The 22790-nt window shown below is 53.1% G+C and carries 15 protein-coding genes; 6 read left to right on the forward strand and 9 right to left on the reverse strand.

The annotated features are described in order from the left end of the window. The first annotated feature begins 770 nt into the window (after nt 1–770). Nucleotides 771–1559, forward strand: coding sequence for a carbohydrate-binding family 9-like protein (locus ACFPMF_RS23870; RefSeq protein WP_379849845.1), 789 nt, complete (start codon nt 771–773; stop codon nt 1557–1559). Between the two features lie 682 nt (nt 1560–2241). Further along, entirely contained in the window at nt 2242–3342 is a 1101-nt protein-coding gene (locus tag ACFPMF_RS23875; RefSeq protein WP_379849847.1) for a beta propeller repeat protein, read from the forward strand. Between the two features lie 917 nt (nt 3343–4259). Here ACFPMF_RS23875 and ACFPMF_RS23880 read toward each other — a convergent pair. Beyond that, entirely contained in the window at nt 4260–4403 is a 144-nt protein-coding gene (locus ACFPMF_RS23880) for a hypothetical protein (protein WP_379849849.1), read from the reverse strand. A gap of 623 nt (nt 4404–5026) precedes the next feature. Between ACFPMF_RS23880 and ACFPMF_RS23885 the strand changes: the two genes are divergently transcribed. The 4 genes from ACFPMF_RS23885 (at nt 5027) to ACFPMF_RS23900 (ending at nt 10527) form a co-directional block, all read left to right on the forward strand. Beyond that, nucleotides 5027–6343, forward strand: coding sequence for a sialidase family protein (locus ACFPMF_RS23885; RefSeq protein ID WP_379849851.1), 1317 nt, complete (start codon nt 5027–5029; stop codon nt 6341–6343). A 30-nt stretch (nt 6344–6373) separates the two neighbouring features. Then, nucleotides 6374–7306, forward strand: a complete 933-nt coding sequence (locus ACFPMF_RS23890) for a DUF6772 family protein (protein WP_379849853.1) — start codon at nt 6374–6376, stop codon at nt 7304–7306. Between the two features lie 18 nt (nt 7307–7324). Beyond that, nucleotides 7325–7660 carry a hypothetical protein gene (locus ACFPMF_RS23895; RefSeq protein ID WP_379849855.1) on the forward strand — a complete coding sequence of 112 codons (336 nt, stop codon included), beginning with the start codon at nt 7325–7327 and terminating at the stop codon, nt 7658–7660. An 86-nt stretch (nt 7661–7746) separates the two neighbouring features. Beyond that, nucleotides 7747–10527, forward strand: coding sequence for a sodium:solute symporter family transporter (locus ACFPMF_RS23900; protein ID WP_379849857.1), 2781 nt, complete (start codon nt 7747–7749; stop codon nt 10525–10527). 63 nt (nt 10528–10590) lie between these two features. Here ACFPMF_RS23900 and ACFPMF_RS23905 read toward each other — a convergent pair whose 3' ends face one another. The 8 genes from ACFPMF_RS23905 to ACFPMF_RS23940 form a co-directional block, all read right to left on the reverse strand. Then, a complete protein-coding gene (locus ACFPMF_RS23905; RefSeq protein ID WP_379849859.1) occupies nt 10591–11913 on the reverse strand; it encodes an FAD-dependent oxidoreductase in 1323 nt (440 codons plus the stop codon). Between the two features lie 30 nt (nt 11914–11943). After that, nucleotides 11944–12867 carry a dihydrodipicolinate synthase family protein gene (locus tag ACFPMF_RS23910; protein WP_379849861.1) on the reverse strand — a complete coding sequence of 308 codons (924 nt, stop codon included), beginning with the start codon at nt 12865–12867 and terminating at the stop codon, nt 11944–11946. 120 nt (nt 12868–12987) lie between these two features. Beyond that, nucleotides 12988–14130 (reverse strand): enolase C-terminal domain-like protein, encoded by a 1143-nt coding sequence (locus tag ACFPMF_RS23915; RefSeq protein ID WP_379849863.1) that lies wholly within the window; start codon nt 14128–14130, stop codon nt 12988–12990. Further along, nucleotides 14127–15929 carry a sialidase family protein gene (locus ACFPMF_RS23920; protein WP_379849865.1) on the reverse strand — a complete coding sequence of 601 codons (1803 nt, stop codon included), beginning with the start codon at nt 15927–15929 and terminating at the stop codon, nt 14127–14129. The genes ACFPMF_RS23915 and ACFPMF_RS23920 overlap by 4 nt, the downstream gene beginning before the upstream one ends. A 40-nt stretch (nt 15930–15969) precedes the next feature. Continuing rightward, nucleotides 15970–17490 carry a RagB/SusD family nutrient uptake outer membrane protein gene (locus tag ACFPMF_RS23925; RefSeq protein ID WP_379849867.1) on the reverse strand — a complete coding sequence of 507 codons (1521 nt, stop codon included), beginning with the start codon at nt 17488–17490 and terminating at the stop codon, nt 15970–15972. 12 nt (nt 17491–17502) lie between these two features. Then, nucleotides 17503–20499 (reverse strand): SusC/RagA family TonB-linked outer membrane protein, encoded by a 2997-nt coding sequence (locus tag ACFPMF_RS23930; RefSeq protein ID WP_379849869.1) that lies wholly within the window; start codon nt 20497–20499, stop codon nt 17503–17505. A 35-nt stretch (nt 20500–20534) separates the two neighbouring features. Beyond that, nucleotides 20535–21677: a sialidase family protein gene (locus ACFPMF_RS23935; protein WP_379849871.1), complete on the reverse strand. Its 1143-nt coding sequence runs from the start codon at nt 21675–21677 to the stop codon at nt 20535–20537. Between the two features lie 156 nt (nt 21678–21833). Beyond that, on the reverse strand, nt 21834–22532 hold the full coding sequence (locus ACFPMF_RS23940; protein ID WP_379849873.1) for a FadR/GntR family transcriptional regulator: 699 nt from the start codon (nt 22530–22532) through the stop codon (nt 21834–21836). Nucleotides 22533–22790 lie beyond the last annotated feature (258 nt).

Raw genomic sequence — 22790 nt, forward strand, 5'->3', positions numbered from 1 at the left:
TTATACTTCGGAATTAGCTTCAGCTTAGCATAACTAAGTGAGGTGGCTGGATCTGGATGTTGAGGTGGTTATCCACAACTTATCATTTTCAGTTCCATCTGGGTAGCGATGTTAGTTGCCGGGGTGGTTTCAGTTCTGGCACTATCAACCGAATTTCATGTGTTTCAGGGAGCTGTCAACAAATTGCTTTTTCAAGTACAATAATTCTCCATTTATTGGACTGGCTAATTGTAACTAAATACCTAGCCTGTTCAAGCGGGTTGCAACTTTAAAAAACGGGTCGAGGGAACCACCCCCCGACCCAATGAGCCGGGGGAACCACCCGCCCGGTTCTGACCAAACCAAGTAGCCTATGTTGGCCGCTTGTTTCAGACAAAAATACACATGACTGGTTGGCAACCGTCCCCCGTTGAAGAAAAGTTTGTTTTATTTGTTCATCCGTCCCCTATTCCGTCCCCCGTTGGCTTTATCAATAACTTTACTACTGCAAATCAATTAGTTAACTCTTTAGGTTCAACTCCCGTAGGAGGCTCATTTTTTGAATCAAGGCTAATTCAGTTTAGGGCGAAAGTGCTCAAAATGACTGAGTTAGCCTTTTTTCTTTATCAATCTTCACGTTGCAGCGCGAAGGGGAACGGGCTAGGCCGCTTATCTTTCAGGATTCCCTTTGATTCGGCATCATTCTGCCAACGTCACAAACTCCATTTACGTCAACGTTTCATGCTTGAGCCACCTGGGCAGTAGTATATTTGCCAAAAATGAATAATCCTATGCCCGACTATATTGCCCAGCGAATCAGCCAAGCGCTGGAAATCAATGGAGATCTGACTAAACTGGCCTGGCAGACTGCCACCTGGAGCCATCGCTTTGTTGACATGGTAACGGCCACCCCCGGCCTGTATGATACCCGGGCCGCCATGCTCTGGAATGATACGCACTTCTACGTCGCCTTTCGCGCTGAAGAGTCTTTTCTGGAAGCTCATCACACGCAACGCGACGCCATTATCTTTCAGGAGAATGATCTGGAACTGCTGATCGATGGAGGGGACTGTTATTACGAACTTGAAGTCAATGCCCGGAACACCATCTACGAAGTGTTTTTTATCTGGCGGGACGCCTATCAAAAAGGTGGCCGATTCGATGTTCCGCTTTTCGACCTGTATCAACCCCAGGTGCTGACGTTTGCCGGTAACTTTGATCGCACCGACGAAACATTCTGGTACGGTACGCACCCAAGGGGGGTACGCTGGGCCTTTCTAAACTATGATTTACCAGGCCTGCAAACGGCGGTACAACTGGATGGTACCTTGAACGATCATACCGATATCGACCGGGGGTGGAGTCTGGAGATTTCCATTCCCTGGCAGAGTCTGTCCTGGCTAGCGAATGGTCGGTCATTACCCCCTCAGAAAGGGGACATCTGGCGTATGTTTTTGGGTCGTTTTCAGAAACTGCCCGTTTCGGGGGGCGTGGCACACCAGGCGATGGTTTTGACACCGCATGGGGTTCTCGATACCCACCAGCCGGAACGCTGGAGCGAAATCGTATTTGAAGGATAATGAACGATCCAATGGAATGACCTTAGCCCTAAAACTGGACGTTGAAAAGGAAAGGAATCGGACGTTTTATTGACTCATAATTTCATGTTTTATACAGTATAGCTACCTGTCTGAATAGCTTTAGTAGGCTAGCTCTTAAACAACAAGTATGAAATACCTTGCTTTTTTCTCCTCGCGCTATTTCATCTGGAAACTCCTTCATATCCGAAATTACCATTCCTGCTTCTGGACGTAGTTCATGTCCTGTCTCTGTAATTGCTTTGAGGTCCTCCTGAAAGCGTACCGGTCAAAGATTGAGGATCGGACGTCACCATAAAACGAGCGGTAACCGGCATAATAAGCCTCCGGAAAGTCTTCATCAATCGGCTCGACCGGGCTGATGTAACGGTAGGATTGCCGATCCGGACCGTCGTAAATAAACAGTTACTGGTACATAGTGATGCAGGTTGGACATTCAGTTACTGTTTAATGGAGTGATGGTAGGTTGGTAACTGGGCCGGTGCCCGGCCTGCTGGGAGGAAAAGCCACAGCCGTCTGTAAACGAAACTTTTACGTTTCGTTTACATTGTTTTACTATCCCTCCAATACATTCCAGCACCAAGACTGGTAGGTTTGTTGAAATTCGTCGGTATCAACAAAGGATGAACTACTCCTTGATATGGGTTTACTTAAAATTAAAAAAATGAAAAAGTTATTTGTGTTTATTCCGGCTATCCTCCTGGTATCATTTCTGCTAAATTCTTTTGTGCTAAAAGAAGAAGCAAAAAAGAAACCGAAAAAAGAGGGCAAATCAGCGGGGATTGTCAACATCATTTTCAAATCTACCGATGGCGGACAAAGCTGGCAGGACATTAGCAAAGGACTGCCTGAAAAATTGCAGAGAGAAGGTGTAGGGAGCAATGGTTTCTTCGCAAATGACCGTGGGATCCATTTACGGGCGGGCAATGGGGTTTATCACAGTGAGTCCAATTCCACAACTTCTTTTTGGACAAAAGAAATCTTCCCCGGTACTCAACGTAACATGGCCCTTGGCAAGGATGGGATATTTGCCTACGATTTCAAGGGTCAATTTTTACAAAAAATAAACGGAACGCGTGATTGGTCACCCGTGTACAAGAATTTTCAAGAACAAGCCTTACGCCTAGATGGGACGATAGATTATTACTACACGAATTATAAAGTGAAATTTGTACGCACCGTTTTTGAAACGGCCGGAGGCACCGTTTTCATCGTTTCCAGCAACAGCCTTTTTAGATCCGCGAACAAGGGAAAAACCTGGAAACAAGTGCATGTTGGGGGCGGAGCAATGCAATTGGTCGAGGCAAACGGTGTACTTTTGGCTACCTACAGAGAGGGCATACTAAGATCCACCGATGATGGTCAAAACTGGGAGCGTGTGATCAGTGAAGGGGGTGTTGGCATCGCTGTGGAGCGTATTGATGGCGGATTTGCTGCGATCGTAAACAACCCAATAACCCAGACAAACAGTATCCACATTTCACTGGATAGGGGAAAAACCTGGAAGGCCATCGGTAAAGATCTTCAGCCTTCCTGGAGTAGTTCATTCATGAAAAAAATAGGCCTGCTTCAATCGTCATCGGCTATTTTATCAATTAAACAAATGGGTACCTATTTACTCTGTGGTCGCACAGATGGAATCTTCCGGTCATCTGACATGGGCAAAACATGGCAACAACTAAGCCTGCCTCCTACCGGAAAGTATGGCGTCAATTTAGCTGTTTCGGGCAACGTGATCTATATCATTCCCAATAAAGGATGTTGAAAACCGCCAAACTCAGCAATAATGTGTATGCTGTCCCTTCAAACGCCAGTTTGGCGAGACAATTATCAATCTAATTAACACCTTGATTGGTTTACCTAAATTGTCTCAACGTATTATCTCAAAAATCAATATCTCAAAGGTAAAAATAGGCCTGAGTTCTTGAGACAGTTGTGTTTAGCCATAGAAAAACAAATGGGTCGAGGGAACCAACCGCCCGGCCCTGATCAAACCAAGTAGCTTATGTTGGCCGCTTGTTTCAGACAAAAATGTGCATGACTGGTTGGCAACCGTCCCCTATTTCGTCCTCCAATCGCTTTATTTAACATTATATTGCTTTTAATCAATTAGTTACGTTATTGGGGTTCAACTCCCGTAGAGGCTCATTTTTTGAATAAAACTACGCCAGTTAGGCACCAAAAGGCTCAACATGAACAGATTAGCATTACTTGCTAATCCTGTACTCCAGAAGATTTAATTCCTCCTCATACAGTGGAAAAAACAGATCCGGTCTTGCCAAGACCGGATCTGTCGTAAGAAACAGGAATGCCCTAGGGCTTCAGCACCGCCGTTGTTATGGATTGTACCCCATCCGTGGTTTTTAAGAATAGTTGCCCAGAGGGTTGCTTGCTCCATTGGATCGTTTGCCGTTCGATGGTACTTGCTTTTTCAACTACGCGCTCAGTAATGACCCGACCACTGATATCTATCAGGTGCAATTGCACTGACTTGCCTTCTGCTCCCTGAATCTCTACCTCGATGAAAAGAAAAGAGCATGGGGAGTGGGCTAAGACCTGATCCGTTGTCCATCCGTTCCGGCCTTGCGGTTTCGGATACTGAAAATACCGTCAGGGTAGAAGAGCAGTTGACCACGCTATCGGTCCGAAATGACGGCGGATCCTTCCAGTTGATGCGGTCGATTACCAGAGGCTGGTGTACGCTTTTGCCCCGGGAATATTAGGCCCGCTTGATGCCCAAAGGTCACTCGTCAGGTTCGGGCTGGGCGTGAGCAGCGAGTCCGGACAAAAGGCGCCGGAAGTTAAGAAGGGTAAAGGGTTTTTCATGGTGAATAAATAGACGGATAGATTTACGGGAAACTATTTTATTTAACCCTTTACTGTGCCGCAATGCCTTGTCTTTCAGCAAATATAAATACATTTAACAGACAATTTTCAAGAATTGTTTGGGCGTAGAGTTTATCTTTTTCAACCCCTTGTATTTTGATTGTAAATGGCATTTATACGCCTTGCCAGTAGGAAAAAAGGGCTCCTCCTTCGGACGCTGTTTATGGTATTTCAACTTACGGCCATTTCTCATTTTGCCAGGATTGGCAGGTCGTACAGCATCTGTATTCTGTCGCTAGTTGTAAAGATTGCCCTCAAACTGTAAGAATTGCGCCCGGAACCGGCTTTTGGGCAGTTCCGGGCGAGACAGGAAAAACAAAACCGGCTCTCTGTGTTTCCTATCCTTCGAGATGCTTCCGGCAGGATTTTCAAAAAAAATAGTAAAAATTGTAGATCTAGTTGCCATATTAAAACAGGGCTTTTATATTTGCCATTATGTAGTACATAATAGCAAATTATTGAAACCTTTACCTTGAATGAATCCATCCCTGCTAACTCTAGACCTGTGTAATCGTAGACAAAAACCGGCCCGGAGGGTCTTAGCCTTTCTACTGGCCAGCTGCATGATCGCCTGTCCGTCCGGTCTTCTCCGGGCTCAGTCCGGCAAAAAGAGCGTTGCGGTTTTTGAGGAAAACCGGGTCTGGCAGGGCAACGAAGGCGGCAAAGTGATGTACCACGTCTACGGGTTGACGGCCACCCGGAAAGGCGTGGTGCTGGCGTTTTCGGAAGCCCGCTACGACCACACGGACGAAGGGCCGCACGATTTACTCTGCAAACGCTCGACCGATGGCGGAAAAACCTGGTCGGAATCCATCGTCATCGAGAAAGGCGACGGCTCGTTCTGGCGGGCCAACGGCCAGCCCGACAAGCGTGAATGCTGGGCCAATCCGGCCGCGCTGGCCGACCAGAAAACCGGGCGGGTACTCTTCTTTTACGTCCTGAACGAGGGGCAATACCGCGGTAAAAACACCCAGCGCATGACCCGCGTCTTCTACAAAACCAGCGACGATGACGGCCAGACCTGGAGCGAGCGGATTGAAATTACCGACCTGCTGAACGCCAAAGCCGATGGTTCGCCGAACCGGGATGCCCAGGGAAAGCCGGTTTTGAACGAAGACGGATTTCCCTGCGATTATCTTGGACGCGCCTTTCACATGCCTGGTCCGGGCCACGGCATTCAACTCAAAAACGGACGGTTATTGCTCCAGTTCTGGCACCGCAAGGCCATCGGGCGGTTTAAGCCCGACGGTTCCTACGAGTCAGTTCCGAGCGCCGAACGCAACTACAGCGACTCCGTTATTTACAGCGACGACCAGGGCAAAACCTGGAAAAAAGGCGGCTCGACCGGTTTGGGTCAATTCGTAACCGAATCCCGGCTGGTGGAGTTGGCCGACGGACGCGTGATGCTGAACGGCCGGATTGATGCGCCCAAACCACCGGCAGGTCCCGATCAGCCGGATCTGAAAAATCACCCCAGCAAACACCGGTGGGTTGCCATCAGCACCGACCAGGGGCTGACCTGGCAGAATGAACACATCGACCAGACGCTACCGCCGTTTACCAACGTCGATTGCGGTTTTATCCGTTACCGAACCGGTCGGAAGAGCGCCAAAGCGGCCCTGCTGCTTTCGCACCCCAGCGAACTGAACGCCCGGGCCGGCATGACGATCAGCGCCAGCTTCGACGAAGGACGCACCTGGCCGATTCACAAGCCGGTTTTTGACGGGGGGACGCAATATTCGGATTTGGTAACACTGCCCGACGGTAGCGTGGGCCTGCTCTATGGGAGAGCCCACAAACAACCCGGCCAGACTTCCTACGGTTTTCGGGTCGATGAGGTGGTTTTTGTCCGATTCAATGACGCCTGGTTACACCAATAAATTCTTTCCAAACCCTTTATTCATCATTAAATGGATCAAGTAATTGCCTTAGAACGGGGTCTGAGCAAGTTTCAGCCCTTAAAGAAAATCATCTGCTACGACGATTTCGACCGGGGCCTGAACGGCTGGCTCGATCTGCACCCGAATTACGTCGGCAAGGATTTTAACCTGCTGCGCCACAGCCAGGTCGAGAAAACACAGTGGGGTCCCATCATGCTCAGTTCGGCCAGCTACCGGTTTGCCGGAACGCACGGTTCGATGGAGGGAACCTATTCGCTGAAACTGGCCACCCGGCCCGTGTCCAGTTCATATGACCAGCCACCCGCGCCCGGCAGCATGTCGCACGCCATCAAACGCATGACCAATCACCTGCCGGGTGGACTGCGCCAGATCGAATGCTGGTACTCCTATACGCCCGAGCAAGACCGGCTGGGTATTGGTGAAAAATCCATCCGGGCGTTTGGCGTATTCTTTGATAATCAGGACGAAGAAAACCGCTTTTTTGCCGGGGCCCGCTACGTCAACTGCGTCAACGGCGAGATGATCCGAAAATGGCAGGTCTTCCAAACCGCCGATCATGTAACCGATCTGGACTGGGCCTACGGGGTGGAAAATGACTGGTGCAAACGCGGCATCGACAACCAGTGGTATGGTCGGCGCAACAGCGATGGGTCCGGCGACGGTTTTGTCTGGGTGCCGGACGGGCATCAGGATTTGTGCTACAACGAAAGCGACGACAAAATCAACTGGCTTTACCTGCGGTTTCTCTACGATTCCGAAAAAAAAGAGTATGTTGAATTGCAGTCGGGCAACCGTATTTTCGATCTGAGGGGCATCAAAATAACGACTGCGGAGTCCTATGCCCGCATCAACGGCCTGCTCAACCCCTGCTTCTGGATCGAGAACGATACCAATCGGCGGGTGTTTTTTTACGTCGACTCTGTTGTGGTTTCCGCCGAATAACTCCTTAACCTATCTATTATGCGTCAGTTTCATGCGTCGGCGGTCGAGCGCCGGCAACACTATACCGATCAGTTTACCAGCCACCCGATGGAAGCCGGCTGGGCCGCCGAAGCCCTGTTTTTCCTGATTGTGGAAGAAGTCGAAGGAACCGCCAGCTCGGTTTCGGCCCAGGTTGAAATATCGGCGGACGGCATCAACTGGATTCCTGAAGGAACGGTTTTTTCACCGATTACCCAGCCGGGACATTATTTTGTCCGGGTCAGCCACTTTGGTAACTGGTTGCGGGTCAATGGCCAGGTCAATGGCCCCGACGCCCGGGCGAAGCTATCAGTTCATCTCCACCTGAAGAGTTGATATTCGGTTCCCTGCCGGTCCGTCAGATTCGTTCCGGCAGGCCCTTATGACATAATGACTCAAGCGGTATCCTAAACACCGTAACCATGACAACTCTCCTAACCCAAAACCGTTCGTTAAATCCTTTCCGTAAGGCAAACTGTTGCCGGCTCATTGCGCTGCTTTTATTCCTGGTGATCCCGGCGCTGCGGGCGGTTGCCGACGAGCAGCCGACGTATCTGAGCTGGCAGTCATTGTCCTCGTTGCCACCCATTCCGGGCGTTAATCAATCGCTGGGTTTTGCCGGACACTATTCCGGTGTTCACAATGATGCACTGATCATAGCGGGTGGAACCAATTTTATCGATGGCCGAAAGCCCTGGGACGGTGGTAAAAAAATCTGGTACAATACGATTTATGTACTGGAAAAGAAAGAGGAGGACCGCTACGAGTGGGTTACTTCGTCCATCACCCTGCCGCGTTCGCTGGCTTACGGCGCGTCGGTCAGCACTAAGGAGGGGGTCATCTGTATTGGAGGAGCCGACGAACAGACCTACCACCGGGCGGTTTTCGCCCTGCGCTGGAACCGTCAAAGTCGGACCGTGGAAACCGAAGCGTTACCCGATTTACCGGTTCCGCTGGCGTATACCACGGCGGTTTTGCTGGGTACCAAAATTTACGTGGCAGGTGGTGAAGAGTCCGCCCAGACCCACGTTTCGACCCACCATTTTTTCGCGCTGGATTTAGCCCAAAAGGGCGATAAAACCGCTTTCCGTTGGAAAAAACTGGCCGCCTGGCCCGGTCCGGCGCGGATGATGCCCGTGCTGACGGCCCAAAGCGACGGCGAAACCAATTGCGTGTATCTGTTCAGCGGGCGAAGCATCGGCGCGAACGGCGACGACGCCCTGCTTTCCGACGGCTATGTCTATAACCCCAAACTCAGCAGCTGGAAAAAACTGGCCGACATCCAACTGTCGCAGGAAACCGCACCCCGTTGCGTCGTCGGTGCGCCATCCATCCCGTTTGGACTCAACCACATTCTGGTTTTTGGCGGAGCCGATAACGAAGCCCACCGTCGGTTTCGGGTGGTTTTAAAAGCCTTCAATCAGGCCCAAAACGGGCAGCGGAAAGATTCGCTGCGGCAGGAATTGAACCGGATTGCCGCCAGCCACCCCGGTTTTTCCCGCGATATTCTGGCGTATCATACCATTACGGGCCAGTGGTTAAAAGCCGGTGAACTGCCCGAACCCGGGCCGGTTGTAACGCAGGCGACGCTCTGGGGCGATGCGGTCATTATTCCATCCGGTGAAATCAACCCGGCCACCCGTTCGGCTAAAATCTGGCGGGGCGATCCGATTACGATCACTTCGTCGGTGCTGGGCTGGCTCGATTACGGGGTCATTCTGCTGTATTTCCTGGGGGTGGTTTACATCGGTTTCCGATACAGCAAGGGTACCAAAAACACCAATGACTATTACAAAGCCGGTGGGCGCATTCCCGGCTGGGTGTCGGGCGTCGCCATTTTCGGAACCCTGATGAGTTCGATTACCTTTCTGACCACCCCGGCCAAAACGTATGCGGGTAACTGGCTCTATTTTCTACCCACCCTGAGCAGCCTCGCCGTTGCCCCAGTCATCGTTTACTTCATCTTGCCGGTTTACGTCCGGCTGAACATTACGACGGCTTACGAATACCTGGAGAAACGATATTCTCCCCTGCTCCGCACGATCGGCAGTCTGAGTTTCCTGGCGTTCCGGATTGCCAAAATCGGCATTATTCTGCTGCTACCTTCCCTGACAATTTCGGCCATTACCGGCATTGATGTGGTCACCTGCGTAACCGTCATCGGCCTGTTTTCAACGGTTTACTGCGCGCTGGGCGGCATCGAAGCGGTGGTCTGGACGGAGGTTTTGCAGGTGTTCGTCCTGTTGCTGGGCGCGTTGCTGAGCTTCATCATCATTGCCTTTCGGGTGGATGGTGGCGTCGCCGGGATTTTTGCGGCCAGTCAGGATCTGGGCAAACTAGAGTTCATTAAATGGGATGCCGGTTTTGTCGAGCTGACGGTTTTTATCGTGATTTCGTACTGGATTGGTGGGGGGCTGGCACCCTATACGTCCGATCAGGCCGTCATTCAGAAATACCTGACTACCAAGGACGAAAAAAGCGCGGCCAGGGGCGTCTGGCTGAACGCGTTCATTATCGCCACATCGTCCTTCCTGTTCTTCGCCATCGGTACGGCTTTGTTTGCCTTTTACAAGACGTATCCTACGCACCTGAACCCATCACTGGCCACGCCAGAATCCATCTTCCCGTGGTTCATCGTCAACGAACTGCCGGTCGGAGTGAAAGGTATGGTGATTGCCGGGGTATTTGCGGCTGCCATGTCGAGCCTGAACACCAGCATGAACAGCATGTCGTCGGCGGTGGTGATCGACTACCTCCAGTATCGGAAAGAGGTGCGCCCACGGACCCAGTTGTTTCTGGCGAAAGGCGTGTCGGCCCTGTTCGGGCTGATCGGTACGGGGCTGGCCGTCATGATGTTTATCTGGGAAGTTGGTTCGCTCTGGGACCTGATGCGGAAGCTGATCGGTTTGCTGACGGGCGGTCTGGCAGGCCTGTTCCTGCTCGGCATTTTCACGACGCGCGCCAATGCACGGGGTGCCCTGATCGGTTTTATTGCCAGCTCGGTGGTGCAGTATTTCATCAGCAACAGCTCCATTCACTTCATGGTCTACAGCCTGAGCGGCATTACATCCTGCTTCATTGTGGGCTATCTGGCGAGTTTGCTATTCCCCAAACCTACCCACTCACTGGCGGGGCTGACCACGTATACGATGGGCGAAGAAAAAAACGAATCCACCCCGAAACCGAGTTTGGAGAAAAGTTGAACGGTATAAAAAAGCAGCCCACGGTCGAACCGATGGGCTGCTTTAACGCATCCATTAAGTTTATCAAACAATCCCGCCCTGCCGGGTCAAAACCGCCCGCAACTGCGAACCGTCGAGTTCGTGAACGGCCCGTTGCTGGTCGGCACACAAAGCCGCTGCGGTTCCGGCGGCCTGGCCCAGCGCCATGCATTGCGCCTGTACGCGAACCGACGCAAAGGCTTCGCGGGTGGCCGACAGACAGCCGCCGGCCACCAGGAGATTGTCGGCATTTTGCGGCACCAGACAGCGATACGGAATGTGGTACGGCTTCTGAATAAATCGCACCTCCTGCTGCGAACTGCCCGCCCGGTGTATATCCACCGGATGACCACCCATCGCCACCGTATCCGCGAAATGCCGGGGAGTCAACACATCGTCGGCGGTCAGCGTATACAATCCCTGAATGGCGCGCGTTTCGCGGATGCCCACCTGCGTCGCCGTGTCGATCAGGTAACTGTTTCGAAAAGCGGGCGCTTTTTCCCGAAACACGTTCACCATGTGCATACTATCCGTGCGTAACTGAATTTCGGCGTCCGACAACTCCCGGGCTACCACGGCATTTCCCGAAAACCGGGTGGCATTCACGGACACTTCGCCCCGCCGGAGCGTGCTGCCGTGCAAGGCCCACGGACCGCCAAAGTTCGGCAACCGCCCGGCCTCTACTTCCGCCTGGAGCAGTTGCCGCAGTTCAGGGTTGGAATACTTCGTGTTATCGTGCGCCATCAATAGATTAAGTTGATCGGTATCGACACCGCCCAGCCGGAAATAGAGCGACAGGGGCTGCAATTCGCCGTTGCTTCGTCCCCGCATTTCCCAGGGAACGGATGTACGGGCCACTACGTCGCCGGTGCCCGTGCAGTCGATGACATACCGGGTTTCGATGGCCTGCCGCCCCGACTTATTTTCGACGATAACGTGACTGATTTTCCGGGGATTTTCTTCGTCAAACAGGCAGCCGCAGACGGAGGAATGCAACAGCAGGTCGACACCGGATTCGGACACCATCCGCATGGCTGCGTACTTGTACACTTCCGGGTCATAGGGAATATTGCCACTTGGCAGATCAATAATAGCCCCACCCCGGCGGTGCATGTCCGCAATAAATTCGGCCGGAATTCCGCCAACGATCCGTTCGCCGTTCAGGTTGAATTTGCTGATCGGCCCCACCATACCCGCCGTTGCCATGCCGCCCAGAAAACCGTAGTGTTCCAGTAGCAGCGTTTTGGCCCCGTTTCGGGCGGCCGCGATGGCGGCTATAAATCCTGAGGGTCCACCTCCACACACCACGACATCGACGGACGCGATAACGGGCAATTCTCTGGACGGTTCGGTAACGGTTTTAGGCATCGGTTGACTCATCGAAATCGCATATTGACACTACAAAACCGCCACCGCTTTCAATTCCTCAAAAAAGTGAATGGCTTCCAGGCGGTTTTTCAGCGTGGTATAGTCCGATTCAGAAAGCGAATGAGCCAGTGGCAACCGGCAGGGGCCCAGATCGAAACCGAGCATTTTCATGACGGCTTTTTGCGCCGGAATCGCCGGAAAAGCCAGCAGAATCCGTACCATTTCGACCAGCCGGGCCTGCAACATACGGGCTTCCTCCAGATTACCCAGCCGGAAGTCCTGAATGACTTTCTGGTAAAGTGGTGCCGCAAAGTTAAACGTGCTGCCAATGGCTCCTTTCGCCCCCACGACCAACGCGCTCAACAGCATTTCGTCGGTTCCGTACAGTACGTCGAAATCATCCCCGGCGTATTCCAGACAAGACTGGTATTCCCAGAGCGTCGGGGCCGTGTATTTGATGCCCTGCAAATTTGGAATGCGTTCGCGGCCCAGTTCCAGGAACTGGATCATGTCCATCCCAACGCCGGTCAGGGAGGGGATGTGGTAGTAGAAAAACGGCAATTCGGGCGTGGCTGAGGCTATTTCGGCCATGCAGTCGGTGAGCATCGAAACCGAGGTGGGTTTAAAGTAAAAAGCCGCGACGGAAGCAATCGCATCCGCCCCGATTTCCTGGGCGTGCACCGCTAGCGTCCGGGCTTCGGCAATACTCGAATGGCCCACATGAATGATGGTTTTGATCCGATCGCCGGCGGCTTCCTGAAAAAGTTCGGCCACTTCCATGCGCTCATTGATGGTCAGATTCGGCCCTTCGCCATTACTGCCATTGACAAATACCCCAACCACTCCATTGTCCACCAGATGATCGACGTACGGTTTAATAATTGACTTGTTGACCAGCCCCTTTTCATCAAACGGTGAGAAATGTGCCGCAATTAATCCTTCAAAACGTTCCATTCTACGATACTGTGTATTGATTATACTTGTTAGCGTTATACGGTAGTTACTCAACTAAATTCTGAAAGTTAGACGGTTGCCCTTCCTGCTTCATCGGCTATTTTTAATCGGAATTGTGATTCAGCTGGTTTTCAAATCAACGGTATGGTTATCCACCCAGTCCCAGTCAATTTCAACGCCCAGTCCGGCCCCGGTAGGCACATGCATGTAGCCTTCCGCATCAATACCCAGCGGATCGTTTTTCAACCCGAACCGAAAAATAGGGTGGTGGTGCTCCATAAACCGGCAATTCCGGAAGGCTGCGGCCATGTGTAGGTTGGCGACATCCAGCAGGGGCGTTGCTGCGGTATGAATTTCGAGATCCATTCCGACCAACTGGCAGGCCCCAAAGGCTTTACTCAAGCCCGTAATCCCGGCTTTCAGGTGAACATCGCCCCGCAACATGCCGAAAGCGCCCTGCCGGACAAACTCGCCCAGTTCGCCCCAGCGAACGGTTTCGGCGGGCAAAACCGGGGTTTTTAGTTTCTGGCTCAGTTCAATGACCAGCCGCATTTGCCGGTCCGGAATGGGTTCTTCAAACCAGAGGTAATCCAGCGCATCCAGTTCCCGGCCTACCCGCAGGGCATCCAGATACTGATACCCGCTGTTGGCATCCTGCATCAGATTAAACCCGTCGCCGACGGCTTCACGGGCCAGGCGCAACCGCGGAATATCCCGTTCCGGCCCCTGCCAGAGTTGCAGTTTATAGCCGTGATAGCCCCGGTTTTTTTGGGCTACGGCTTCTTCAAACACCTGCTCTTCCGTTGGCAAAAACTGCCATCCGGTCGCGTAGGTAGGGACTTTGGTTCGGTAAAGACCAAGCAGAGCTGCTATTGGCAGGGTAGCGGCCTTGCCTTTGATGTCCCAACAGGCAACATCGATCACGCTGACCAGCGAATCGGTCATCGTGTACAGATGGCGGCCTTTCTGCATGAGTTTGTGCCAGAGCCACTCGGTTTGCAACGGATTTTCGCCAACCAGTTCGTTCCTGTAAATCGTATGCAGGTTATGGACGAGGGCCGGACCATCGCCGTGCGGACCGTAGCCCATCGAGTAACCATCCAGTCCCGCATCGGTATGAATAATCAGCAGCGGGTACAACCATTTGTCGGGCCGACCCGCCGGAATCGGATGGCCGCCATACCGGGGCGTCGGGTCCAGTTCCAGCAAGCGGGTAGTCAGGCCGGTTATTTTCACCGCATTGGTCGTATGTTGAAACGTCATATGGCTTCCTGCGGAATCCGGTACGCCCGCAAAACCGGATGCGGCAACGCCTGTACCCCCCGGGTATAGTCGGCCACGATGATCGTGCCATCCGGTTGTTGGGTCCAGCCGCTATACCCGTTATCGGCCATGACAAAACTGGCATTGCGCTCCAGCATGATCAGGTTGTCGCGCCGGTATTGATCCGGGTATTTTCCCGAACGTGCTTCCCAGTTCCACTGTACGGAGTGATCCCGCCGGTTGCGGACGTGGAAGTGAAACGACTTCCAGATGCTGTGCGACTGGTTGCGGGCAAAACCGCCCCCGTCCGGTTTAAAGGCCGTACCCGCCTGGTGCATCTCCGCCGGTTTGGCCCCTTTCCGGTTTCCAAAACGAACATTGCGCTCAAAAATACCGTCGGTCGAAACGTCCAGTTTCAGCGAACCATCGACAAACAGCTTCAGGCGGTGGTTTTCGTTTACAATGCGGTAGGTATGGAATTGGGTAGCATCCAGGTCAACGCCCTGTTCGGGCCGACTGGCTACGAAAACCCGGTTGGGTTGAAAAGAAAGCCAGGCACCCACGCAAATTGAACAACCGTGGGAATCGGCGGTTTTGACGGCCAGGGTCGTTTCGACTTCGCAGGCCGAATCGTCGTCTTCCATCGGATAGAGAATAAACTGAACCGCCTGGGCCGTTCCCTCCTCCGTACGAAGGTGTAAGCCGTCGGATTCCAGCACGCAGCAGACTTCGTTCCAGATGAAATTATTGGGATGATACCCCGTGAAATCCTCGGGTTTAAAGGCCGTCGCCAGCGTGCCGGTCGTCGAGCCGGAGGCATTTCGAAACGAAACGAACAGCCGCCCGTCGGCCAGTTTGCCCAACCAGGGGCGGTGGGCGTAGACCGGGGCGAGTTGGGGCTTGCTCCAGGTCTTGCCAAAATCGTCGCTATAGGCGATCTGGCTGGGCTGCCCAAAGGCCGACCCGCCGTCGCCGATGCGGGACAGCGCCATGAGTTTCCCCGGCGCATACTCGACGATGCCTACCTCACAGTCGCCCATGAACGGGCAATCGAAAATCGGGACCGTCCGGTTCCAGGTTTGGCCCCCATCGTCGGAAAACACGGCGGTACTTTTGTAATAGTTCGGTCCCCAGGGCATGGACGGATTTTTTTTCAGATTCGTCGGGGCCGAATCGGTTCGGGAATACACCAGCGTCCCGTTCGACAATCCCACGATATAGGACGGTTCACCGCCGACCTTGTCAACCTGCCGGATGGGCAGCCAGGTTTTACCGTTATCCCGGCTTTCGAGCAGGTGATTGCTCATGCCGCGATCCGGTTTTTGCCAGTCGCTGAGCATGGGCCAGTCGAAAGCGGTTTTCTTTTGCCCTAAATCGATCAGGGTAAAAATCCGGCCGTCGGGCATCCGGTTGGTCTGCGGAGCCACCCAGCAGGCGGCATTTTTTTCGAAGGACGAAGCCGACAGTTCGCGGTGCTCTTTCCAGGTCCGCCCCCCATCGGTTGAGCGGGCCATGTTGATTTTGCTCCACGACGCCAGGTGGTGATCGCAGGTCCGGTACACACATACCAGCCCATCGGGCGTATGGACAACTCCGGCCGAATGATGGTAAATACCGGGGGTGTCGGCTACGGTAAACCGCTGGTCGGCACCCAGCATTCGCATGCCGTTCGGCCCCGTCCGGGCCAGCTTTTTGTCCATTTTCCGGGCAAGCACGGTTTCGAACGCTGAACCGGCCAATAACGCAGAACCGGCCAGTAAGCTGGTTTTTTTAAGAAAAATTCGTCGGGAATCAGTCATGGGTCAAGGATTCAGGAAGTCAACGATTGACAGTTAGCGCTTACCAGCCCGGATTCTGCGTCAGTTTATTATTGAGTAAAATCTCGTTGATCGGAATCGGATACAGATTGTGTTTTTCGGTCACCGGAAACTCGGGATGGGCGGCTTTCAGCGTTTGGACAAACCGCTTGGTCCGAACCAGATCGAACCAGCGATGACCCTCAAAACCGAGTTCGATGGCCCGTTCGTCCAGCACGGCATCCCGGAATTGCTCTTTCGTCAAGCCAACCAGATTTGCCGGAAACGTTGACGTACTCGCTCCGTTGCGATTACGGGCGCGGGTCCGGACCGCATTGATCATGGCGTAGGCTTCGGCTGTCGGGCCACCCACCTCGTTCAAGGCTTCGGCCCGCATCAGGTACACATCAGCCAGGCGAAGAACCGGAAAATTCGAGCTGAACGCGTACCCGTTCCGGGTTGTTGCTTTGGTGTTAACAAATTTCCAGGCTGGAGCCGGATACGGATACGTAAATTCGCGCCAGGTTACCACCTTGTTCTGCCGGTTGGTGCCCTGCGTGATAAAGGTCGATTCTTTCCGGTAATCCCGATCGTCGTAGCGGTTGAAAAATCCGATTTCGCTGACCACGTTGCTTTCGCCTGTCTGCCCGGCTTCCGGCACCAGTCCGATGATATCGCGCGGCAGAGTAAACTGCCCGAAAACGCTGTGCTCACCGACTGCCAGCAGGTTACGGTCGGCTTGCCATTCAAACAGCGATTCGGCATTGAATTCATTCGCCCCACCGACGGCCAGTTGGTAATCCGGCATCAGGCGGTATTGCGTCATATCGATGACTTCCTTCGCCAGATCGGCGCATTTCTGGTAGTCGCTGGCCTGCCCGGCTTCCGACGAGGCCCGGGTCAGGTAGGCTTTCGCCAGCAGACCCTTGGCTGCTCCTTTGGTGGCCCGGCCCTGCTGGTTCGTCGCGGGCAAGTTTTGGCCCGCATTTTCCAGATCGGCAATAATCAGCGCATAAACGTCCGCTACCGAACTGCGTTCCACTAGGGCTTCATCAATGGTGGTAACGGTTTTGTCCATGAGCGGCACTCCGCCCCACAATCGTACCAGGTTGAAGTAATGAAATCCGCGCAAAAACCGCGCTTCGGCCACGTACTGCTGTTTCAGCGTTTCGTCCATGGCAATACCGGGAACCCGTTCAATCACCGTATTCGACCGGTTGATGGCGTCGTAAATCTGCCGCCACAGGTTCAAAATATCGGCGTGATCGGCGGCAAACGAGAAGTTGTCGAGTTGCCGCTGAGGAGCCAGCAAGGGCGGAAGTGCTTCGTCGGACGGGAACCAGGTCAGGTACGGCAGCAACCGGGCCATGTAGGTCGAACTGTTGTCGCCCAGGGCGTCATAGGCACCTGTCAGGGCCGCGAGAGCGTCGCCCGGTGTCTGGTAATAGTTGGCGGGAGCCAGAAAACTGTACGGTTTTTCTTCCAGAAAATTTTCGCAGGAAGTGAGGCTGAGTCCGGCTGCCAATACCAGACTACTGACGATATGTCGATTCATCAATTTCATGATCGGAGGGTTTTAAAAGCCAATATTTACGCCCAGAATGACCGTGCGGGATGTCGGGTAATTCATGCCGCCGTCCGGGTCATAACCGGAATAATTCTTCGTAAAGGTGAACAGGTTTTGCCCCGACAGATAGACATTGGCGCTGCTGAGGAACGGTATGGCTTTGGCCGGAATGGTATAGCCCAGCTGAATATTCCGGATTTTTACGTACGTCATATCCTGCAAGGTGAAGGTCGAAGGGGCCAGCCAGTTGGTAAAACCGGCCCGCGGAATATCACTGTTCGGATTGGAAGGCGTCCAGCGGTTCACCAGATCGATGGATTTGTTGCTGCTGACATCCGCCGGATTAAACAGCGCGGCCAGTCGGTTTCCCTGTCCGCCAATGGAGCCCTGCGTAAATACCCTTAGATTAAAGCCTTTATAGCTAAAATTATTCGTGAAGCCAAAAATGTAGTTGGGCAAGGGATTCCCGAGGATAACGCGGTCGGTGGCATTCAGCACGCCGTCGCCGTTGACATCCTGATACCGGGCATCGCCGGGCACCACGCCCTTCTGTACGGTTTGCGCATCTATTTCGGCCTGATTATGGAAAACCCCTTCGTAAATGTATCCCTGAATGACCCCAGCCGGATAGCCCACGAACAACGTGGTCGAAGCGTTCCGGCCCAGCGACGTAATTTTGTTGCGGTTGCGGGCGAAATTCAGCGACGCATCCCATTTAAACGCCTTATCAATCACCGTCCCGTCCAGGCTCAGTTCAATCCCCTTGTTTTCGACGCTTCCGGTATTATAGAGTGCGGTGCTATACCCCGAGTTGGAAGGCAGGTTGATGGTGAACAGTAGGTCCTGCGTCGTTTTCTGGTAGTAATCAAAAACAAATTTCAGCCGGTTATTCAGGATGGCCAGATCCAGACCGATATCGTACTGGGCCGCTTTTTCCCACCGCAATTCCCGGTTTTCCAGACTGCTCTGGCGCGAACCTGACGCCAGTTTGTTGTCAAAAATATAGATGGCATTCGTCACCAGCCGGGCCATCGACTGATAACTTCCAATCTCCTGGTTACCGGTCAGACCGTAGCCCGCCCGGATTTTCAGGTCGTTGATCACAATGACGTTTTTCAGGAACGGTTCTTCAGAGATGCGGTATCCGACGGCAAACGACGGGAAGTAGCCCCATTTGCTGCCACTCCCGAACCGGGAGGAACCATCGGCCCGGAACGAAGCCGTCAGCAGGTACTTGTCATCGAACTGGTAGTTGATCCGGCCCAGGTACGACGCCAGGCTCCACTCGGTATTGTTCGCGGTAACGACCGGCACACCGGTTGCCCCGCCAACCCCGTTGACGCCCAGCCGGTCATTCGGGAAATTAGAAACCTGCGTAGCCGACTCCAGGTCTTTTTCCCGTTGCCACGTAAAACCGCCCAGCACTTCGATGTTGTGCTTCTCGTTGATTACCCGGGCAAACCGTAACGTATTTTCATTCAGGATGTTGGTCACCCGCTTGCTGGAGAGAACCCCCAGGCCGTTGAAGAGCCCACCCAGGTAGGTGGTGGCGCCGGGATAATATTCATCCAAACCACGGTTCAGCAGATTGACACCCAGCAGGGTTTTAAACGTCAACCCTTCGATAATCTGGTAGTCGAGCGACACGTTCCCCAGCAAATTATCACCGCTTACCTGGCTGTAGGTCGATTCCAGCGCAGCCACCGGACTTTCAGGTTTCAGGGCCCCGTACCAGGTATTCACGTACTGTCCGGTCGCATCAAAAACCGGGATGGTCGGCGAGGTGACCCAGGCCCGTTCGGCCGCTGAACGGATGTTACCATCGCCCGCATTGGCCAGCGGTAGCGAGTTTGTAACTGTACGGTTATACGTCAGTGACTGGCTGAATTTGAGTTTGTCCGTAATCTTGCCGTCCAGGTTGGCCCGCAGCGAATACCGCTTCATGCCCGAGTTGATCACAATCCCCTGCTGGTCGAAGTAGTTGCCCGACACAAAGTAGTTGATATTACCGTTGCCACCCGAAACCGACAACTGATGGTTCTGAATCGGAGCCGACCGGAAAATCTGATCCTGCCAGTCGGTACCGGCCCCGATGGCTTTGGGATCGGCAAACGGTTTGGTGATTTTGCTCGCTTCCGCCCAGTCGTTCAGAAACTCGGCATGTTGCGTGCCATTCATCAAATCCAGCTTTCGAACGGCCTGCTGCGTACCATAGTAGGCGTTGTAGGATACATTTGTCCGTCCGTTTTTGCCGCGCTTGGTGGTGATGATAATAACACCGTTGTTACCGCGTGATCCGTAAATGGCCGTGGCCGACGCATCTTTCAGGACCTGAATCGATTCAATATCGTCGGGGTTCAGCGAAGCGAGTGCGTTGGTCGACGTAAAGGTGCCATACGAAGTTCCGCTTGGGTCTTTGTCGTTGTTATAAACCGGAATACCGTCGATGACATACAAGGGTTCGTTTCCGGCGTTGATCGAACTACCGCCCCGAATCCGGACGTTCAGCCCGCCACCCGGTGCGCCCGACGACTGCGTGATCTGGACCCCGGCGGCCCGACCCTGGAGCAACGTTTCGACGTTGGAAGCGGGCTGGTTCTTGATTTCATCCGCCGTTACCGAGGTGATTGAACCCGTTACATCTTTCTTCCGCTGCGTTCCGTACCCTACCACCACCACCTCGCTCAACGCCTTTGTATCCGCTACCAGCCTGGCATTGACGGTCGTACGGTTTCCAATCGAAACCTCCTGTGTTGCATAACCGATGTAAGAAAAAACCAGCGTTCCGTTCGCGTTGGGAACCGAGAGCCGGTAACGGCCATCCTGATCGGTGGTTGTTCCGGTGGTTGTTCCTTTATAGACCACATTCACACCGGGTAGGCCATCATTGGAATCTTCGGCGGTAATCAGACCGCTGATCGTAACGGCATTGTTCTGACCAACGGCCCCGGGGGGAGCCAGCAGATAAAACATACCCATGAGGCAGAGCGTAATCAATACTTTCATAGCAAAAGGGGTTAGGAATAATCAAAAAAGAGTGGTTATTTTTTCGGTAAACGGTCGGTATCGGCGAGTTTAAACCGGACGCTGACCACCGAATTCTGCTCCGGTCCAGGCCGGTATTTGACGTAAGTAGTGGCCACAAACGTGTTGTCGGGCAGGCGTTCCAGTCCGGGATAACCGCAGTCCGAGCCTTTGTAGCTGTGCAGCAGTTTCACCCGGTATTGCCCATCCCGGCCGCTGGTAATGTCATCGTAAGTGCCTACCCAGGCGATAAAATGGTGCTGCGTCGAACTCTGTTTGCCCGTGTCCCGGAACACGACCACCAGTCGCCCGTCCGGTGCATAGTGGGCCATATGCCGGTCGCCGAACAGACCCGGTGGCAACGGTTTGGGCTTCGTCCAGGTTTTCCCTTCATCGTCGCTGGTCATGTACAGCGCCACCCGCGTGGCATTTTCGCGAATCAGACACAACAGTTGTTTGCCGGATGGCGAACGGACCAGATGCGGTTCGCATAACTTTAAACCCGCCGAGTCGGCAATGATTCGCCAGCGGGTCCAGGTCGAGCCGCCGTCGGTGGAGATGCTCTGCGCCAGAATGTTGGAGCGTTCTTCTATCGTATCGCCCGGCCGACGGATATTCGTCAGGGCCAGCAGCTTCTTCCCGTTTTCGATGGGCTCAATGGTGCAAAACGGCATCACGCACTCCAGCCCGTTGCTGACCATCGGGCTCCAGGTTTTACCGTTATCCGTTGAATACGACTGGTGCATGGCGCCATCCGTACCCTGACCGGCAAACACGAAAAGGCGGTTTTTGCCCTTCGGGTCGGGCAATTGATAGATCGTAGGGCAGTTTTTAGTGGTTGCCCAACTGGCGGGCACCTTCAGCAGCGGACTCCAGGTCAACCCGCCATCGTCACTGCGTTTCATAGGGCCGCACGGGCCGCCGTGGTTGTACGTCCAGACGCAGTACATGGTTTTGCCGTCAGGTAGCAGGGTTGTGGTTGGATGACCCTGGTAGGTTTCTTTCGTACCCTGAGCAATGATGACATGCCGGGCCGAGTCGGCAGAAAGGTCAAGCAGCGGCAACGCCTGCCGCTTCGTTTTCGTCCCGGTTCCGGGAGATTGATCCGGCCAGCACAAGGCCCCGACGCAGAGACTTAAGCCAATCCACAGAATTTTCATCGCAAGTAAGAGTTAGGAATAGTCAGGATTCAATGCTTGTCCGTTCAAAAGATTTTAATTCTAATGAGCTTATGTACTACATAATTACACAAAGAAAAAAAGTTGGCTTAATTAATCCTACTTTTCCTCCTACTTTTTTGCTGGATAATGAAAATTTTACGTCAGGAACCGAAAATGAGGCTCTAAATGCTTGAGCATCCCGCTCGCAAATTCTTCGGGGGTGCCGTTTCTGAGAATATTGATCAGACCCTGGTGCGTAACGGAGCCAACGGCGTGAAACTGGTGGCTGGTTTCGATATCCACTACGTATTCGAAAACGGGCATGAGCATGGTCTGAAACCGCTTAATTGTTTCATTGCCAGCCATTTCATACAACGTGGAGTGGAACGCAATTTCGCATTCTACTTTTTCCGGCAGGGTGTGCATCTGGCCTTCGCGGTGTACGATTTCCTGAAGTTTCTGGAGACCTTCCTCGGTTTTACGGGCAAACAGCAGAGCTGCCTGGCCTACTTCCAGCACCAGCCGTAGTTCAAAAATCTGCTTTCGGGTATCGGCACCCAGCATATGCGGTTGCATCATGCGTTCCAAACCGCTCAGAATGTCGGGTTGGGCCAGAATCATGCCCCGGCGCTTTTTGGTTTCGATAATGCCCAGCATCCGAAACCGGCTCAGGGCTTCGCGCACCACATTTCGACTAACGCCCAGTGCTTCAGCTAGTTCTATTTCTTTGGGGATGGCGTCGCCGGGCTTGAAGGCCTTGTTTGCAATGTATTCCCTCAACCTTTCTTCCACCTGATCGGCCATCGAGGTTGAAACAATTGGGGTAATGCCCAACGAGGATTCTGATCTGGTCATGAGCAGTTGACGCTTGAACTCGGTTTTGGCAAACAGATTACAAAAGAAGTAACTATGTAGGACATTTATACAAATATACGTTTGTTTTTCATTTAAAATAGGAAAACCAGGTCCACAGCCAACGTTTCTTCCGAAACCGGTTTTTGAGATAACTGCTATCCCCAGACGATGTACATTCTCAAAAGTATCAGAAATTGACCCAAATCTAAAAGCGTCTTTCCCGTTCGAAGCGGACCTTTGACTCATCCTAAACGGATA

This window comes from Larkinella bovis, from assembly GCF_042655385.1.
Lineage (GTDB): Bacteria > Bacteroidota > Bacteroidia > Cytophagales > Spirosomataceae > Larkinella > Larkinella bovis.

Bases quoted from the DNA above. Each gene is read 5' to 3' on its own strand.
- ACFPMF_RS23870 (WP_379849845.1), top strand. From the start codon at position 771: ATGCCCGACTATATTGCCCAGCGAATCAGCCAAGCGCTGGAAATCAAT.
- ACFPMF_RS23875 (WP_379849847.1), top strand. From the start codon at position 2,242: ATGAAAAAGTTATTTGTGTTTATTCCGGCTATCCTCCTGGTATCATTT.
- ACFPMF_RS23880 (WP_379849849.1), bottom strand. From the start codon at position 4,403: ATGAAAAACCCTTTACCCTTCTTAACTTCCGGCGCCTTTTGTCCGGAC.
- ACFPMF_RS23885 (WP_379849851.1), top strand. From the start codon at position 5,027: ATGATCGCCTGTCCGTCCGGTCTTCTCCGGGCTCAGTCCGGCAAAAAG.
- ACFPMF_RS23890 (WP_379849853.1), top strand. From the start codon at position 6,374: ATGGATCAAGTAATTGCCTTAGAACGGGGTCTGAGCAAGTTTCAGCCC.
- ACFPMF_RS23895 (WP_379849855.1), top strand. From the start codon at position 7,325: ATGCGTCAGTTTCATGCGTCGGCGGTCGAGCGCCGGCAACACTATACC.
- ACFPMF_RS23900 (WP_379849857.1), top strand. From the start codon at position 7,747: ATGACAACTCTCCTAACCCAAAACCGTTCGTTAAATCCTTTCCGTAAG.
- ACFPMF_RS23905 (WP_379849859.1), bottom strand. From the start codon at position 11,913: ATGCCTAAAACCGTTACCGAACCGTCCAGAGAATTGCCCGTTATCGCG.
- ACFPMF_RS23910 (WP_379849861.1), bottom strand. From the start codon at position 12,867: ATGGAACGTTTTGAAGGATTAATTGCGGCACATTTCTCACCGTTTGAT.
- ACFPMF_RS23915 (WP_379849863.1), bottom strand. From the start codon at position 14,130: ATGACGTTTCAACATACGACCAATGCGGTGAAAATAACCGGCCTGACT.
- ACFPMF_RS23920 (WP_379849865.1), bottom strand. From the start codon at position 15,929: ATGACTGATTCCCGACGAATTTTTCTTAAAAAAACCAGCTTACTGGCC.
- ACFPMF_RS23925 (WP_379849867.1), bottom strand. From the start codon at position 17,490: ATGAAATTGATGAATCGACATATCGTCAGTAGTCTGGTATTGGCAGCC.
- ACFPMF_RS23930 (WP_379849869.1), bottom strand. From the start codon at position 20,499: ATGAAAGTATTGATTACGCTCTGCCTCATGGGTATGTTTTATCTGCTG.
- ACFPMF_RS23935 (WP_379849871.1), bottom strand. From the start codon at position 21,677: ATGAAAATTCTGTGGATTGGCTTAAGTCTCTGCGTCGGGGCCTTGTGC.
- ACFPMF_RS23940 (WP_379849873.1), bottom strand. From the start codon at position 22,532: ATGACCAGATCAGAATCCTCGTTGGGCATTACCCCAATTGTTTCAACC.